Origin of the sequence: Spiroplasma sp. AdecLV25b (assembly GCF_030913225.1) — a bacterium.
Classification (GTDB): Bacteria; Bacillota_I; Bacilli_A; order Mycoplasmatales; family VBWQ01; genus Spiroplasma_E.
The window spans coordinates 14,007-30,785 of sequence record NZ_JAQYTS010000007.1; the positions used below are offsets into that span (position 1 = coordinate 14,007).

Consider the following 16,779-nt stretch of genomic DNA (forward strand, 5'->3'; position numbering starts at 1 on the left):
TATTTAGAACTTATTTATATTTAGCACTAATCGTGATATTTTCCTTCTTCTCAAAGCAAAATTTCTTTTTTAAAATATCATCTTGATAATTTTCATTGACAATTAAATCATTAATTGTTTTTATTATGTCTTTATTTTTATTTTCATACTTAGCATTAACAAACGTAGTAACTATTTCTTCAATTAAACCAATACCATTAATTCAACCACCAAAAGCAATAACATTAATATCAAAATCACTTACTGCTTTTTGTTGCAATTAAAGGTTCTCTCACTAAAGCGCAACGCACACCTTTAATTTTATTAACACTGTTAGCAATTCCAACTCCTGTTCCACATAAAACGATACCTTTGTCAACTTTATTAGTTGCAACTAAAACACCAACTTTATGACCAAAAATTGGATAATGTGTACGTTCATTATCATTAGTTCCACAATCAATAACTTCATGATTCATAGTTTCTAATAGTTTTATTAGTTTATTTTTAATATCAGTAACTGTATGATCGCATCCAATCGCTATTTTCATATTATTCACCTTCTAATAAACTTTTTAACATATCAACCCTTACTTGATGTCTACCACCATCATATGGTGTAGTTAAAAAGTTTTTACTAATTTGTTTTGCCATTTCTAAACCAGTAATGGCACTAGCAATAATTAGTAAATTAGAATTATTATGTCTTTTAGTCATTTTTGCTGTTAATTCATCACATGCTGGTGCACAAATTACATTTTTATTTTTGCTTCCAATCATAAATGATGCAATTCCAAATGGTTCTATCATAACTGCTAAATCAACAAATTTATTTTCTAATAAACTATTTATTTTTTTGTTAACTTTTACAATATTCTCATCAACAAATTTCGAGGAAACTGTTAGCTTTAATTCTTTTTCAATAAATTTTACTAATTCTTCATAATATTCTTTTGATACATTTAATGCACCAATTGCTATTTTCATAAAAATCTCCTTTTCTTTGTTAAGTAATTATGAATTTAAGATTTGAATTATGAGATAAAAATTTTTCTGTTTCTATTTCTTTGTCAGTAATAACACAATGAATATTTTTAATACTATAAAATTGAACAAAATCTGTTTTATTAAATTTATCATTAGTAACTAAAATATAACGATTTTTAGAGTTGTTTAAAACTATTTCATTAATGGTCCCTTCTTCAAGATTTGAATTATAAATGCCATTATAATCAATACCATTAGCACCAATAAAACAATGATTAAAATGAAGTGTTTTAATATTTTTATTTGCTAACTCTCCAACATATGCACCAGATTTTTTTCTTAATCGTCCACCAATTAAAATTAAAGTGATATTACTATACTTATAACAATTTAATGCAATAAAATGAGAATTAGTAACTACAGTAACATTTTTTCCATTTAAAAAGTTTACTATTTCTTCAAGTGTAGTACCTGTTCCAATAAAAATAACATCATTTTCTATAATTTTTTCACCTGCTATTTTAGCAATTTTATTTTTTTCAATACTAGATATTTGTGTTTTTTCTTCTCTGCTTGTTTCTTGTGTAGTTCAAAAATTATATCCAGGAATTTGAATGCCACCCCAAACTGTTTCTAAAATACCTTCTTTTTTCATGGCATTTAAGTCTCTATTAATTGTCATTGGTGAAATATTTTTTAATTTTTTATTTTTATATAAATCACTGATTTTAATAAAACCATTAGTTTCTAACAGTTCAATAATCAGTTTTTTTCGTTCTAATTTGTGCATCTTTTTTTTCACCTGTTATGTTTTCTTAAATTCGTTTAAATTTTAACATATTATATCTTAATTTAAAACTTTATTTTAAATTAAGATATAATTATTTTTCGCCAATTGGTAATACTAGTTGTAATAATCCAATTTCTTCTTCACTTTGAATAATAGTATAATTTTTTGGTCAAGAAATACTTAATGATATTGTTTTGCATTTATAAAATGATTTTATTGCATGAATAATTAGTTTTGAATTAAAAACAACTTTTATTTGCTCATCAATATTTTTATTTTTAATAAAATTGAATTTTTTAAATTGTTCAATAACTTCACCGATATTATCATTATTTGATAAACAATTAATTTTAAAATCATTAGTTCTAGTATTTATTAAAAATTGAATCATTGGCGAAGTATCTTTTTTAGAAAGAATAATCGATAATTCAATAATATTTAAAAAATCTTTAACATTATTAATTTCAACAATTGTTTTCTCTTTTTCTAAAATATTTTTAATAATATCATCAGTGTTTGGATAAATTCCTTCAATCATTCTCGTTTGAAATAAATAATTGTCAATTTCAATAATTAAATTTAAATTATTTTCAAAATAAAAATTAACATTTTTATTTAAGTCATTAGTAATTTTGTCAATTTCATTTAGTAAATAAACTGGAATGTTAAATTCTTTATTATCAACCTTTATTTCTTCTAAATAAGGAATTGTTTTTTTTGCTAAACAATATCCATCAGTGGCAGTAATATATAATTTCTTATTAGAAAATTTAAAATTAATTCCAGTTAACGCTGGTTTACTATTATTATTGGTATTAATTGCAAATGCAATTTGATCATTAATATTTTGTAATAATGTTTTTTTAAACGATACTTTATTTTCTATTTCTTTGTCAAAAGTAATTTTTGGAAATTTTTCAATTGTCATAGTACTAAGTTTAAAAATAAAATCATTGTTATTATTGTTTTTAAAATTACTAATGATTAAATTATTAATTTTAAGTTCAAATAAAAACCATTCATCCTCTAGTTTATTAAAAATATCATGCATAATTTTAGCATTTATTAAAACCGAACCGGTTTTAATAATTTTTAAATATTCGTCGTTTTTTTCTAATTCTGTTTTCATTGATAAATTTCCATTAGAAGCAGTAAGTACTATTTTGTCATTTTCAATTTCTAATAAAAAACATGATAATTCTTCATAAGTAGTATTAGAAAGAGTGATTTTAATAATTTTTTTTAATATTTTTAATAGATTAGAACTTTTTATCTCAAATTTCATTGTTTTCTCCTATTTTCTATATTAATAATTAATATTATTATAATTAACTATTAATATTATTATAATGTGGATTAATGTTAATAACTTTTATTTCCTTTATTTTTAAGGGAAATTTTAACTTTTTATATGTGAATAATATGTGTAAAGTAATGTGAATAATATGTGGATTAATTATGTTTCAAACATTGATGAGATAATTTTTCAATCATTTTTTTAAATTCATAATTATTTTCTATATTTTTTTTAACTTTGTTATAAGCATTCATCACTGTTGTATGATCTTTACCGCCGAATTCGTTACCAATTTTAGTATATGATTCATTTAACAAAGTTTTTATTAAGTACATGGTAACATGGCGAGCAGTAGTAACTGTTTTAACACGCGAAGTACTAACTAATAATTTCAAAGGAATGTTGTAATAGTCAACAACAATATTTTGTATTTTTTTAATAGTTAGTTTTTCTTTTAATGAATTACTAGTAATTTTAAAAGCTTTCATTACATCGTCTAAAACTATGAGATGATTTGGTTTTATATATAAAATGCTGTAAAAAATTAATCGATTTAGAGCACCTTCTAATTTTCTGACATCGCTATTAAAATTTAATGCAATAAAATTTAAAGATTCTTCTGTAAAAATAGTTGGATCATAATTTAAAGATTTAATTTTTTCTTTTAATATTATTAGAGCAGTTTCAAAATCTGGAGAATCAATACCTACACTTAAACCACTTTGAAATCTTGAAACATTTCGCTCTTCAAAACCATATAAATCATCAGGATGTTTATCTGAAGTGATTACAATTTGTTTTTCTTTATTAACAAAACTATTAAATATATGAAAAAAAAATTCGTTAGTTTTACTGCGGTTAGCTAAAAATTGAATATCATCTACTAAAAGCACATCATATTGATTGAAGGAATCCTTAAATTTTTCAATATTAGAAATATTTTGTTTAATAATATCAGGAATCATTCGACCAAATTCTTCAGAAGATAAGTAAAGTATTTTTTTTTCACCATGGTATTTATTATTTACTTCATTTTCTATAGCATGTAATAAGTGAGTTTTACCTAAGCCAGAGTTTCCATAAATAAATAAAGGATTTCAATATTTACCAAGTTCTAAAGTAATAGACAAAGCTGATTGAAATGCTTCATTATTAGAATCACCTTTAATAAAATTGCTAAATTGAAATTGTTTCTTATTTTGTTGAGTTTTATTAAATTCAATAAAATCTTTTTCTTCATATATTTTTTGCTTTTTTACTTCGTTTAATTCTAAAAATTCAATTTTTAAATTTTGTTGAATAATTCTATCTAGTAATTCTTTAACTTTAGTAGATAAATTTTTAGTTAAAATTTCTTTAGCAAATGTTGATTCAACAATTATCAGACATCTATCTTCAAAAATATCATAAATATAAGTATTTTTGATGTATGTATTAAAAATACTTGGATCAATCATTTCATCATATTGCAAAAAATTCCTAACTTTATTTCAAATATTTTGATAAGTTTCTTTTGTTTTATCAATATTATTCATAACAAAAACCTCAGTAATAAATATTTTTTAAGCTATCATGTGGATAACTTTGTTGATAACTTGTGGATTAGTGTTGATAACCTGTTAATAAACTTGTTAATATAGGTATTATTATTTTCTAATCTCTAAATAATAAGTATTATATAAAATATTATAAATCATTTATTTTTTTGTTGAACTAATATTGCTAACAATAATTTTAAAATTTTTATTTGGGTGTTAGTAGCTACCTTATAAAAATTTACACACAAAAATGGATTTAACAATAAATTATCATCATTATTATTATATTTTAAAGTAAAATTAGGCGTGGTTATTAAAAAAATGAAAGACAGGAGAAATAAAATGAATGAAAAACAAATGGATGGTTTATGCAAGGCAGGTTGTATCGTATCAATCATTTCATCAGGTATTATTATGTTATTAACAATTATTGGTGCAATTATTACATTAACAGCTCTTAGTTCGGTTGAAACTGCTAGTTCAACATCTGGAGGAATTAGCGAAGTTGTGGCAACTACTAAAAAAATTACGGCTATTTTTTGAATCGTTGTTGCTCTATTACAATTGTTACCATTATTTTTTTCTATTAATTTGTTACGTGGAAAAGCAAATTCAAATATTCCAGCAGGAGTAATTTCTTTAATTTTTTCAGGAGTAATTGGTGGTATTTTAATTTTAGTAGGAAAATATACAGCAACCCCAGTTGATACTAGTGTTACTCAACAACCAACAGTAGAAGTTTAAACTTTTAATCTAAAGTATCATTTAACAATTAATTAAAATCTTGCTTCAAGCAAGATTTTAATTTTTAAATTATTTAACCTTATTAAGGTTTTTATTTAGATAAGCTGAATGAGTAAATATTCCATTCTTTATCATTAAAATGTTTTATTTCTTTATTTTTTTGTGTAAAATATATCTATCTATTAATTGTTTATAATTGTTAGAATTAATTTGTGAATAAAATAATATTGTGTTAGAATATTTTTATTGATTTTTTAATAAAACTTAACAAAAAGGAGAATAAAGATGAAACCAACATACCAACCAAGCAAAAGGAAGCATCAAAAAACCCATGGGTTTTTTGCAAGAATGAAATCTGCGACAGGAATTAATGTTATTAAAAGAAGACGTCAAAGAGGGCGTAAAAAATTAACAGCATAGTTTAAAAAATATTTTAAGGTGAATGGACATATGGAAAAAAAATACCATCTTTTGAAAAATCATCATTTTAAATATTTAATTAACGAAGGAAAAAAACTTTCAAATAGCCAATTTTATATTTATTATATAAATCGTTCAGATTTTGGCACTATAAAAATAGGAATATCAGTAGGAAAAAAATTAGTTCGCTTTGCTTTTGAGCGTAACAAAATTAAACGTCAGGTGCGTAGCATGTTAATAGATGTTAAAAAGGACTGACCAGTAGATATGGTCATAATGGTTAGAAAAAATTACTTATCTAATACATATGAAAAAAATACTAGTTCTTTATTAAATCTTTTAATGAAAGTACCATTAAAGGGAGTATAAATAACAATGCAGTATAAAAAATTTTTATTTCCAGAAAAGCAACAGAAAAAAAATGTTTGAGTTAAAATGACATGAAAATGATCTAAAATAATTTTAGGTGTATTTTTGTTAATGTCAACACTTTGAGGCTGTGGTCAGGTTATGGGTGATACTAACGTTGCCACAGACACAGTTACTTCAGCATATGATTTTCAAAAATATAATGTTGCTGCTGTCTTTTTTGAAATCTTAATTGGCAATCAAGATGTAGCTAAAAATCATATTTTTCATATTAACGGTGGTAATATATTTGAATATGATTTTAATGGTATTCGTTCATGAGCAGAAGCATGAACAGTTACTAAATCACCATTTTATGCGATGTTTGTCTATCCAATTTCATGATTATTAGTTAATATATCATCTGGTTTAAGTGGTAACGGTGATCCTACAAATGGTGTAAGTATTATTTTTTCTATTATTTTTACAACATTAATTATTAAATTAATTACTTTAGTATTTACTTTTAAAGCACAACAAAATCAAGAAAAAATGCAGTCTGTTCAAATGAAAACTACTGAAGTTCAAGCTAAATATAAACATTCACGAGATCCAAGTGCCAAACAAAAACAACAAATGGAATTAATGGCTATTTATAAAAAAGAAGGTATTAATCCTATGGCTGCCTTTATTCCTATGATTTTATCAATGCCTTTTATTTTGGCTATGTATAATGTTATGAAATCAACAAATATTTTAAAAAACACTACAGTTGGAGCTATTCAGTTAGTTGAACAACCATGAGGAATGATTACTCAAGGCCACTTTATGTATTTAATAATAATTTTAATTTATGTACCAACACAATTAATTTCAATGCTTTTACCTATGTTTTTAAATCGTTCTCGCCAAAAAATTAAAACAAAAGAATCAAAAGCTGCTTTAAAAAAACAAGTTATTATGCAAAGCATCTTTATCTTAATGTTTGTGTTCTATGTATGTATTGCTCCTTCAGGAGTAGGAATTTATTGAATTATTTCAGGTTTATTACAAATTATTCAAACTATTAGTTTCCATTGTTACAATAAACAAAAACGTAATCGCTATAAGAAAAATGGAACTATTAATACTCCATTTTCAACTAAAATTAAAAAAATATTTGTTAAATCAGAAACTGTACAGCCTAAAAGAATTCGATAGTTTTTAAAAATCTCTTTGGTGGTAAAAAATGGAAATAAAAATCTTTAAAAAGATAGTTCATTTAGAAAAATTTATTCAAAATTTGCCTAGTAATACCTTTTATATAGTTTTAAACAGTGAAAAACGTTTATTTTAGAACCATCACTCAGTTATTTGTTTTTAATGAACAAAGGAAAAATTATTTTATAACAATAAATCTCAATAATTATATAAATAATCAAAAATATGTCCTTAAAAATAGAATTTATCAAATAATGAAAAAAATGAAATATAATTAAACCCCCTTTCATTTTGAACCAATGTCCAATAACCAACGTAAAATAATTCATGAACTAGTAAAGAAAATTGATGGAATTGTAAGTTATTCATTAGGTACTGGTCAAGAACGTCATGTGGTAATCAAACTAGAAAATTTAGAACAACCTAGGATTTAAATCTTTAGGTTGTTTAACATAAGAGGTAAAAAAATGTTAAGTGAAACAATTGTCGCAATAGCGACTGCCCCCCTAAATCAAGCTATAAGTATTATTAGAATTTCTGGTAAAGATACTTATGAATTTTTAAATAAAGTTTTTAATAAAGATATTTTAAAACAAAAAGGTCATACTTTAAAAACCGGATATATTGTTGATTATGATGGCAATAAAATTGATCAAGTTGTTCTTGCATGTTATCGTGTCCCTAAGTCATTCACAGGTGAAGATACAATTGAAATTAATTGTCATGGTGGTGTTTTGATTACTCAAAAAATACTACAATTATTACTAACTACAGGTATGAGAATGGCCACTAGAGGCGAGTTTACGAGACGTGCATATCTAAATGACAAAATTGATTTGATTGAATCAGAGGCGATTAATGATTTAATTATGGCAGAAAATGATACTACTTTAAAAACCGCTATTAATAGTTTAAGTGGTAAAACAAAAATATTAATTAATGAGTTGTCTGCTGAACTGTTAACATTAATTGCTAATATTACTGTTAATATTGATTATCCTGAATATGATGGAATAGAACAGACAACAATTGAAAATGTTATACCTTTAGTTGAAAAATTTTTAAATAAAATTAAAGTTATTAAAGAGCATAGTAGAATTGCAAAAACTATTAAAGAAGGCATTAATACTGTTATTATTGGAAAACCAAATGTCGGTAAATCTTCATTATTAAATGCTTTATTAAATGAAGATAAAGCTATTGTTTCTAATCAAGCAGGAACAACTCGTGATTTAGTTGAAGGTAAAATTAATTTAGGTGATGTTACTTTAAATTTAATTGACACAGCGGGAATTCGTAATACATTAAATAATATTGAAAAAGCAGGAATTAACAAATCACATGATGCCTTAAATAATGCTGATTTAATAATACTAGTATTGGATGGTTCAAAACCTCTAACTAGTCAAGATAAAAAATTATTAGCATTAATTGAGAATAAAAATTATCTTATTGCTATTAATAAAACAGATTTAGGGTTAAAATTAGAATTAGACGTTAAAAATAAATTTAATGTAGTTAAAATTAGTGCAATTAATAAAGAAATTACTAATTTAATTTCAGATATAAAAGATAAAATTATAACTACCGAAATTAACTTTAGTAAAGAATTACTCCTTGCCAATGCTAGACAATTAGCGTATTTAGATGAAATTGAAATTAGTGTTAAGAATACTTTAGAAGACTTAAAATCTTATATTTCAATTGATTTAATCATTGTCCATTTACAAAAAGCATGAAATACAATTTTGGAAATGCAAGGCAAGAAATTTGAAACTAATTTATTAGATGAAATTTTCAAAAGATTTTGTTTAGGAAAATAGAAATTAAGGAAGGTAAAAATATGGCAAATAATGGAATTTTTGATACTCACTGTCATTTAATGTCAGAACATTATGTTGAAGATGAGGTTTCAAAACTATTAAAAGATGCTTATTTGGCGGGCGTAGGCAGTATTTTAAATGTTGGTTTTACTTTAAAAACTAGTCAAGATGCAGTTAGTCAAGTTAGTCAATTTGAAAACGATGAACAAATACCTCGACTTTATGCAGCTGTTGGAATCCATCCAACAGAAGTTGCTGAATTTGAAAACAATGAAAAAACTAATGTAATATTAGAAATGAAAAAATTAATTCAAACTGGTAAAGTAATTGCTGTTGGTGAAATTGGATTAGATTATTTTCATAAATTTACTACTCCTGAAAAACAAAAAAAATGATTTATTGAACAATTAAAACTAGCAAAGGAACATCAGTTACCAGTATTATTGCATATTCGCGACGCATTTGAAGATGCATTTCAAATTATTAAAACTCAAAATATTACTTGCGGCATATTGCATTGTTTTACAGGAACAAAAGAAATCGCTGAAAAATTTATCAAACAAGGATTTTATATTTCATTTGCTGGTAATGTAACTTATAAAAATGCTGTTAATTTGCAAGCAGTAGCTAAAACTATTCCTATGAATAGAATTTTAGTTGAAACTGATGCACCATATTTAACACCAGAACCAAAAAGAGGAAGAAACCCCAAACATGGTTTAACAGTTAATAATCCAGAAAATATTATTTTTACAGTTAAAAAAATTGCTGAGTTAAAAAATATTCCTAAACAAGTTGACAGTGTCATTAATACGACTCGTGAAAACGCTTTTAATATTTTTAAATTAAATAATGAGACTGAATAATATGGAAATGAAAGTTGTCATTTTTTAGCAACTGGATATGAAATGCTAGTTTTACCAGGTGGTAATTTAGGTGTTGAAAATTTAAATAAAAATCAATTATTAAAATCAAAATTAGTAGAATTTGCTAAAGATAATAAAATCATCGTTGCTATTTGTATTGCTCCACAAATTCTTGGCCAATTAAATTTGTTAGATAATAAAAAACAATTACTCAATTATCCAGGAACAGACATGGGATTGAATAATAGTAAAATTGATTTAAAGAAAAAAAGTAGTTGTTGATGGTAACATTATTACTGGTAGATTAGTAGGGTGTGTTTTTGAATTTGGCTTAACTATCATTGAAAAATTTTTAAATAAAATCTCTAGTGAAAATGTAAAATTAAGACTTGTTATGTAATTTATTAACATAACAAGTTGTTTTATTTATAATAGTAATAGTAGGTAATAATATATAATTTGAAACTAATTGTGTTGTAAAAATATAAAAATTTATTTTTATATTTTTTTAAAAATTTATTTTTATCATCTGATAGAATGCTGTTTGTCAATAACCTCTGTATTTTTTGCATTATGTGAATGCTCCTTAGAAAATAGTATAATAATATTATAACAATTTTACTAATGTTTTTTATAAAAAAGATAATATAAATTTTTATTATAGTATGAAAAAATTAAACTATTTTAAAATTAGGAGAATAGGTATGTTAAATAAAAATAAAATGATTTCTTTAGGTTTAATAATAGGGATGATAATGTCATTAGTTATATTTATGACCTGTATCATTTATGGCATTGTTACGATCATTAGTTATTTTTCATCTAATGTGATTTTAATAATTATTTTTGGATTATTTCAAATAGTGCCATTTTTGTTATGTTTGAATAGTTATCTTAATCATGAACGACAACTATTTGTTACAGGTTTAATCAGTTTAACCTCATTTGTAATTCCTGGAGTTGTGATTTTAATAGGATATTTTATTAAACAAAAACGTTTATTAAAAATTAAATTTAATACTTAATTTAATGTAAACTAATAAAAAATGAGTTCAATGAACTCATTTTTTATTAGTTTGTTGAATCTACATTATTTCTTCATCTTTTACAAGAGTTTCACGATTAGGGTCTTGTTCTAATATTATTTGTTTGTAAATTGTATCACGGTATTTTACACAACCATCAATAACATTATCTAAAGGATTTTCAGCAACACGAACTTCAAAAATATCTCCTTCGTATTTTTGACGAATTGGTTTCGTTCCGCCTTTTCCAGTAACTTCGATAAAGTATTCTTTAGCCAACTCTTCTTTAATGAATTCAGCAATTTTTCTGATATAAGCTCCTCCACCACAAACAGTAATTCCTTTACTTTTTTTCTTTAAGTCACTAATACTTCCAGGTGCTCTTTCTCCTGAAGTTCTTAGTACTCGTCGAATTGTAGGAATAATTTCAAGTCTAAATTGAACTTGCATAACATTTTCACGAATTTCTTCTGGTGTGATTTCAATAGTTTTAGAAATAGACATTGTCTCACCTGGTTGAGAATCTAGTCTAGGTAATGAAACTCCTGAAATTGTATATGGCTTTTCATCTTGATATTTCAATAATGAACCAATATTTTTTTTAATATCTTCAGCTTCTTTAGTACCAATTTTTAAAGCATGTTTTGAAGCGATATATTCACTAATTTTGTTAGTTAAATAGTCTCCAGCACAATTTGTTGTATAAGAGTATAGAATTGAGTCATTACTAATAATAGCAATATCAGTACTTCCACCACCAATATCAACACACATGATAGCAGTTCCAAAAATATCTTGTCCAGAACCTAAGGCAGCCATTTTTACTTCTTCTTGAACGAATCCGCGAAGTGCTCCTAATTGGTGAACGATATTTTCTAACGCTTCTCTTTGAACTGAGTTAATTTCACTTGGTGTTGCCATTAAAACAATTAAGTTACGGTTCTTCTCTTTTCCAGCGTCTCCAGTTTTAATTTCAAGTCTGAAGTCACTAAATATTTTACCAAGAATACGTTTTAAAGCATCAGGGTCAGCAATGTTACCATCACGAACTGGACGTTTAATAACAACGTTTTCATTAGTTTTATCAATTAAATCTTTAGCATCTTGACCAAATAAAATTATGTTTTTTTCGTAATCTTCAGCAAGATAAGTTGGAGCATCGTAAGTAAGACCAATATTAACATAACGTGCTTTAAAATTTTCTGTACCAACATCTAAAGCTAATCAATTATAGTCGTTAATAGATTTTATTCCTTGTTTTTTATTTAAATTTTCTTTGGGTTTTTTATCAAACAATCCCATGTTTTATATCCTCCTTTGTTATGTTTCTTAAAACTATTTACTTGGTCTGATATAACCATTAGTATATAAATCTTGCTTATGTGTTTCGTAGCTTTGTGTACCTTTGATAACACATTCTTTGGGACTATTAGCAGAAACTACATGTTCCATTTTTAAGCGTATTTTTAGATAAGTAGTAATGTTTTGCAATAAAGCACCACCACCAGTGATTACTAATCCTTTGTCCATAATCATTTTTGAGAAGGCAGCACCCGCTTTATCAATAATATCTTCACATAGTTTGACAATTGGTTCAAATGCTTCGGTAACTGCTTTAGCAACTTCTTGTTTAGAAATGATAATTTGTTCAGGTTTTTTAGTTTTTGTGCTTTTTCCATGAATAGTAAGACGGTGTTCACTGTCTTTGTCCCCATCTATTCAAATTCCAGCACCGATTTTAGCTTTTTCTGCTTCTTCAGAACTTAGGGTGATATAGTGCATTTTTTCAAAGTGAGATTTAATACCAGCTTCAATTGCGTTACCAGCAACTGGAATGGAATCTTGGACAATAACTTCACCACTTGATAAAATAGCACAGTCAGATGTTCCACCACCAATATCAAGTACAAATACTCCTGATGCATCTCAAAGACTTAATCCACCACCAATAGCAGCTAGTTTAACTTCTGGGACAATAACTACTTTTTCAGCATTCATTGAATAGTTTAATGCTAGTTTTTCTTTATGATCAAGGTCTCTATCAACGGGTAAGTATCTTTTTGGAAATTTATCACTAAAAATCGGAATTTTAGCGCTTTTTTTACCTTCAAGAATTTCCTTTAAAACTGTTCTATCTAATTTAAAGACTTTAGAAGGAATAGCTACAAGTGCGACTGATTTTTGTCAAATTTTTTCTGCTTTCACGTCAACAATTTGTGTAAAAATTTCAGTTAGTAGAGCAATTAGGGCATTATTATCACTAATAACTCCGTTTGACATAGGTTCTCTAAAGATTTTATTTGCTGGAGTTTTTTCTTTCATCACTAAAGCTGCTTCTCCAATAAATACTTCTCCATTTTCAGTATCAAAAACAATAGCAGCTGCTTGTTTGTAAACTTCACGACCATTAACTCTGACAATTAAGTTTCTTGTTCCTAAGTCTAGCGAAACAATATTAATTAATTCATCATTTTGTTCGTTAGCAACGTCATTTTTTGTTGCCATATAAAAATCATCTCCTTTTCCCACTCAATTTAATATTTATATATTAAGTTGATATATGTTAATATTACCACAAGTAGAATTACTAGTAGTGAAATTAGCATTTCCAATGATTAAATAAACATTTGTTTAGTTATTACTAGTATGTATATAAGAAATAAAAAAAGAATCGGGGGACTAAGAATGGATAATCCAAAAACTTTATTAAAAAAATATGATTTGCATGCTGTTAAAAAGTTTGGTCAAAATTTTTTAGTAGATAATAATATTATTATAAAAATTGCTAAAACTAGTAATTGTACCAATACTGATGGGATATTAGAAATTGGACCTGGTTTAGGTCATTTGACTAATGAATTAGTTAATCATGCGCAAAAAGTAGTAACTATTGAGATTGATAAAAAATTAATTCCAGTTTTACATTCGCAATTAAGTAAGCATGATAATTTATTGATAGTTAATGAAGATTTTTTAAAACTAGACTTAAGAAAAATAATTACCAATGAGTTTAAAAATATTCAAAATATTCATGTTGTGGCTAACTTGCCTTACTATATTACTTCGCAAATTGTTTTAAAATTATTAGAAAATGTTGATTTATTTACTTCATTTACTTTAACAATGCAAAAAGAAGTTGCACAAAGATTTTGCTCAAAACCTAAAACTAAAGAATACAGTAATTTATCAATTATGTGCCAGTTTTATTGTGATGTTAAAATTGCTTTTGAAATTAGTCCTGCTAGTTTTACTCCTATACCCAATGTTGTTAGTAGTGTTGTTTATTTTAAAGTTAATCCAAAAATGAAATTGGAGCAACCAGTAGTTTTTTGAAAATTTGTTCGCAGTTGTTTTACTAATAAAAGAAAAACATTAGCCAATAATGTTGGTGTTTATTTAAATGATAAAGAAAAAGCCGTTAATTTTATTAATGACTTATCTTGACCTTCAACAATTCGAGCTGAAGAATTAGATTTTCCAATGTTTTATGAATTATTTAATGTTATTAATAAAAATTAGTTATTCATATTAATATAAGTGATTATAAATAAGATACCTTCATTAATGATTTTCAATGATTTTTTTGTATTCTTGAACCAATAAAAAATTATTAATTAAAAATAATTATGCTAGAATTAAGAGTAAGCAAATTGAAAATATACAGGTGTACAATTAATGACTTTAATTAGTTTTATTCAGAATATAGTTAATGACATGTTAATTGTTAACATAATTTTAGTTATGTTTTGATTAGTTCCTTTAGTTACACTTGCTACTAATTTTACAAGTAAAAAACATTATTTTGTTTCATATTGAAAAATTAAAAAATCGATTAATAATATTAAAATGATTATTAAAGTTTTAACAATTTATTTTAGTGCTTTATTATATTTATGAATTTTTGGTAGCAACTTATTATTTAATAGTAGTCAATATTTAATAACTGTTCTTGGCTGTTTAAATCTAATTTTTATTAGTAAATTAAACATTAATATTTTTAATAATTTTTTTATTTGTAAAATATATCAAAAATATCAAGAAATTATTAAAGTATATTTTTTATTTATCATTTCTTTAAACATTTTAGGAGTATTTTTTGATATTTTAATAAAAATGCACATTTCTTCATTCTTTGAGTATCTTCCAGCAATTACTTGCTTTTTAATGATTTTATTATTTTATGTTTATGTAATTTCACAAATGATTAATAAAAATACTATTTTTCTTATTAAGAAAATCAATTTATTTATTCTGAATTGTAAAATATTAAAAAAAGTTGCCTTTGTTAATAACAAAGAAATTAAAAGTTTAAAAGAATTTTACTATTCACTTTTAAATCTAAATTATTGTTTAAATGATTTTGATAATAATTCAATAGTTTTTCTTAATAAAAACCAACTATCAGAAGTAAAATTGAATCACAATAATATTTTAAATCTAAAAGTAAATTTAACTTTAGTTTTTTATTCAAAAATCACTGAACTAAAAAATAAAATCATAAAAGAAATTAAAATTTTCATTAACGGATGAAAAATGAGTTTACTGCAATAAAATCATACTAATTTTATATTTTAATAATAGAAGTTATTTTCAATAATTAATTTTTATTATATTCAAAAAAGAAAAGAGTGTGACTTTATGAAAATACCAAATAGAATACTAAATTTATTACCAACTAAACACATACAACAAACATTAAGTGATGAAGAACAAAAATATGCTATCTTAATTAAAGATGTATCAAAGCAATTTAAAAAACAATTAATTTTAAAAAAAATAACAATAAAAGTAAATTCTGGAGAAATTCATGCATTTTTTGGTCCTAATGGTGCAGGAAAAACTACTACTATTAAAAGTTTAATCAGTGCTTTAAAAATTAATTCAGGCAATATTTATATTAATGGTCTTTCTTATACTACTAAAGAAGCAAAAAAAATGATTGGTTATATTCCAGAATTAGCGCGATTCCCAAAACGAATTACAGCATGAAAATATTTACTTTCAATGGCTAAAATCAGTGGTTTAAAGCCACAAGAAGCAAAAAATAAAGTTGAAGAAATGTTAAAAAAATATGATTTATGAGATTTTTGTAATCAAGACCCAAATAGTTTTTCTTCTGGGATGAAAAAGAAAATTTTACTAATTCAAGCTTTACTTAATGATCCTAAAATCTTGATTTTAGATGAACCAGCCGCTAATCTTGATCCAACAGCAAGAACCGAACTGTTTAATGAATTAAAAAAATTAAGTGAACTTAAAAAAACCATTTTTATTTCATCACATATTTTATCTGAATTACAAAATTTTATTGACTCATTTACAATCTTACGTAAAGGTGAAGTAGTATACTCAAATAAAATTAATGATGAAGAAACTTATATTGCTATTTTGAGTAGCAATAATGCTAAATTAAGAAAACTTTTAGTTGAATTAAATTATCAAGTTGAACAAAAAAATAAATTTTTATTATTGAAAAAAAATAATGAAAAAGAAGTTAATCTAAATCAAATTCAAGAACTAGCTTTTAAAAATAATATTATTATTAATTCTCTTAAACCTTACAAAATTGATTTACAAGAAATTTACGAACAATTTGTGATGGAAAAAAATAAAAACAAAGGAGGGTGAATAAAGTTAATAGTTATAATTTAATTTTCTTTAAATAAAAGACAACATTAAACTATTTAATTGTTGCTATAATTATATCATATTATATTTAATAAACAAAGTATTTTAATGTTTTATTTTATTATTTTATAACA

At 24.4% G+C, this 16,779-nt stretch carries 19 protein-coding genes and 1 pseudogene; 12 read left to right on the top strand and 8 right to left on the bottom strand.

Annotated features, from left to right (window positions below; all coding sequences use genetic code 4):
- Nucleotides 1–10 precede the first annotated feature (10 nt).
- The 6 genes from RDJ14_RS00725 to dnaA all read right to left on the bottom strand — a co-directional run bounded on the left by RDJ14_RS00725 (nt 11) and on the right by dnaA (nt 4,588).
- Complete coding sequence (locus RDJ14_RS00725) at nt 11–259, bottom strand: hypothetical protein (protein WP_308149450.1); 249 nt, start codon at nt 257–259, stop codon at nt 11–13.
- Nucleotides 225–530 (bottom strand): RpiB/LacA/LacB family sugar-phosphate isomerase, encoded by a 306-nt coding sequence (locus RDJ14_RS00730; RefSeq protein WP_308149451.1) that lies wholly within the window; start codon nt 528–530, stop codon nt 225–227. The genes RDJ14_RS00725 and RDJ14_RS00730 overlap by 35 nt, the downstream gene beginning before the upstream one ends.
- Before the next feature lies 1 nt (nt 531).
- Complete coding sequence (locus RDJ14_RS00735; protein ID WP_308149452.1) at nt 532–966, bottom strand: RpiB/LacA/LacB family sugar-phosphate isomerase; 435 nt, start codon at nt 964–966, stop codon at nt 532–534.
- Between the two features lie 19 nt (nt 967–985).
- On the bottom strand, nt 986–1,756 hold the full coding sequence (locus RDJ14_RS00740) for a DeoR/GlpR family DNA-binding transcription regulator (protein ID WP_308149453.1): 771 nt from the start codon (nt 1,754–1,756) through the stop codon (nt 986–988).
- Nucleotides 1,757–1,847: 91 nt separating this feature from the next.
- Nucleotides 1,848–3,041, bottom strand: coding sequence for a DNA polymerase III subunit beta (gene dnaN, locus RDJ14_RS00745; protein ID WP_308149454.1), 1,194 nt, complete (start codon nt 3,039–3,041; stop codon nt 1,848–1,850).
- 167 nt (nt 3,042–3,208) lie between these two features.
- On the bottom strand, nt 3,209–4,588 hold the full coding sequence (gene dnaA, locus RDJ14_RS00750; protein WP_308149455.1) for a chromosomal replication initiator protein DnaA: 1,380 nt from the start codon (nt 4,586–4,588) through the stop codon (nt 3,209–3,211).
- Nucleotides 4,589–4,933: 345 nt separating this feature from the next.
- On the opposite strand from dnaA, the gene RDJ14_RS00755 reads away from it, so the two are divergent.
- The 9 genes and pseudogenes from RDJ14_RS00755 to RDJ14_RS00795 all read left to right on the top strand — a co-directional run bounded on the left by RDJ14_RS00755 (nt 4,934) and on the right by RDJ14_RS00795 (nt 11,017).
- Nucleotides 4,934–5,335: a hypothetical protein gene (locus RDJ14_RS00755; RefSeq protein WP_308149456.1), complete on the top strand. Its 402-nt coding sequence runs from the start codon at nt 4,934–4,936 to the stop codon at nt 5,333–5,335.
- A 285-nt stretch (nt 5,336–5,620) separates the two neighbouring features.
- Nucleotides 5,621–5,755 carry a 50S ribosomal protein L34 gene (gene rpmH, locus RDJ14_RS00760; protein WP_174481423.1) on the top strand — a complete coding sequence of 45 codons (135 nt, stop codon included), beginning with the start codon at nt 5,621–5,623 and terminating at the stop codon, nt 5,753–5,755.
- Between the two features lie 30 nt (nt 5,756–5,785).
- The gene (gene rnpA / locus RDJ14_RS00765) at nt 5,786–6,124 is read left to right on the top strand and encodes a ribonuclease P protein component (protein WP_308149457.1); all 339 of its coding nucleotides are present in this window, start codon (nt 5,786–5,788) and stop codon (nt 6,122–6,124) included.
- Nucleotides 6,125–6,235: 111 nt separating this feature from the next.
- Entirely contained in the window at nt 6,236–7,303 is a 1,068-nt protein-coding gene (yidC, locus tag RDJ14_RS00770; RefSeq protein ID WP_308149458.1) for a membrane protein insertase YidC, read from the top strand.
- Between the two features lie 293 nt (nt 7,304–7,596).
- Nucleotides 7,597–7,737: pseudogene (locus RDJ14_RS00775) on the top strand (R3H domain-containing nucleic acid-binding protein); the annotation flags it as partial.
- Nucleotides 7,738–7,770: 33 nt separating this feature from the next.
- Nucleotides 7,771–9,126 (top strand): tRNA uridine-5-carboxymethylaminomethyl(34) synthesis GTPase MnmE, encoded by a 1,356-nt coding sequence (mnmE, locus tag RDJ14_RS00780; RefSeq protein WP_308149459.1) that lies wholly within the window; start codon nt 7,771–7,773, stop codon nt 9,124–9,126.
- Nucleotides 9,127–9,146: 20 nt separating this feature from the next.
- Nucleotides 9,147–9,992, top strand: coding sequence for a TatD family hydrolase (locus RDJ14_RS00785; protein WP_308149460.1), 846 nt, complete (start codon nt 9,147–9,149; stop codon nt 9,990–9,992).
- Nucleotides 9,993–10,034: 42 nt separating this feature from the next.
- Nucleotides 10,035–10,280 (top strand): DJ-1/PfpI family protein, encoded by a 246-nt coding sequence (locus RDJ14_RS00790; protein ID WP_308149461.1) that lies wholly within the window; start codon nt 10,035–10,037, stop codon nt 10,278–10,280.
- A 416-nt stretch (nt 10,281–10,696) separates the two neighbouring features.
- Nucleotides 10,697–11,017, top strand: coding sequence for a hypothetical protein (locus RDJ14_RS00795; RefSeq protein WP_308149462.1), 321 nt, complete (start codon nt 10,697–10,699; stop codon nt 11,015–11,017).
- 60 nt (nt 11,018–11,077) lie between these two features.
- Here RDJ14_RS00795 and RDJ14_RS00800 read toward each other — a convergent pair whose 3' ends face one another.
- Both RDJ14_RS00800 and RDJ14_RS00805 read right to left on the bottom strand, forming a co-directional pair.
- Nucleotides 11,078–12,319 carry a rod shape-determining protein gene (locus tag RDJ14_RS00800; RefSeq protein ID WP_308149463.1) on the bottom strand — a complete coding sequence of 414 codons (1,242 nt, stop codon included), beginning with the start codon at nt 12,317–12,319 and terminating at the stop codon, nt 11,078–11,080.
- Between the two features lie 33 nt (nt 12,320–12,352).
- Complete coding sequence (locus RDJ14_RS00805) at nt 12,353–13,522, bottom strand: rod shape-determining protein (protein WP_308149464.1); 1,170 nt, start codon at nt 13,520–13,522, stop codon at nt 12,353–12,355.
- A 180-nt stretch (nt 13,523–13,702) separates the two neighbouring features.
- Between RDJ14_RS00805 and rsmA the strand changes: the two genes are divergently transcribed.
- From rsmA to RDJ14_RS00820, 3 genes are all read left to right on the top strand, one after another.
- On the top strand, nt 13,703–14,536 hold the full coding sequence (gene rsmA / locus RDJ14_RS00810; protein ID WP_308149465.1) for a 16S rRNA (adenine(1518)-N(6)/adenine(1519)-N(6))-dimethyltransferase RsmA: 834 nt from the start codon (nt 13,703–13,705) through the stop codon (nt 14,534–14,536).
- Between the two features lie 156 nt (nt 14,537–14,692).
- A complete protein-coding gene (locus RDJ14_RS00815) occupies nt 14,693–15,568 on the top strand; it encodes a hypothetical protein (RefSeq protein ID WP_308149466.1) in 876 nt (291 codons plus the stop codon).
- Nucleotides 15,569–15,655: 87 nt separating this feature from the next.
- Nucleotides 15,656–16,669, top strand: coding sequence for an ABC transporter ATP-binding protein (locus RDJ14_RS00820; RefSeq protein WP_308149467.1), 1,014 nt, complete (start codon nt 15,656–15,658; stop codon nt 16,667–16,669).
- Nucleotides 16,670–16,779: the final 110 nt, after the last annotated feature.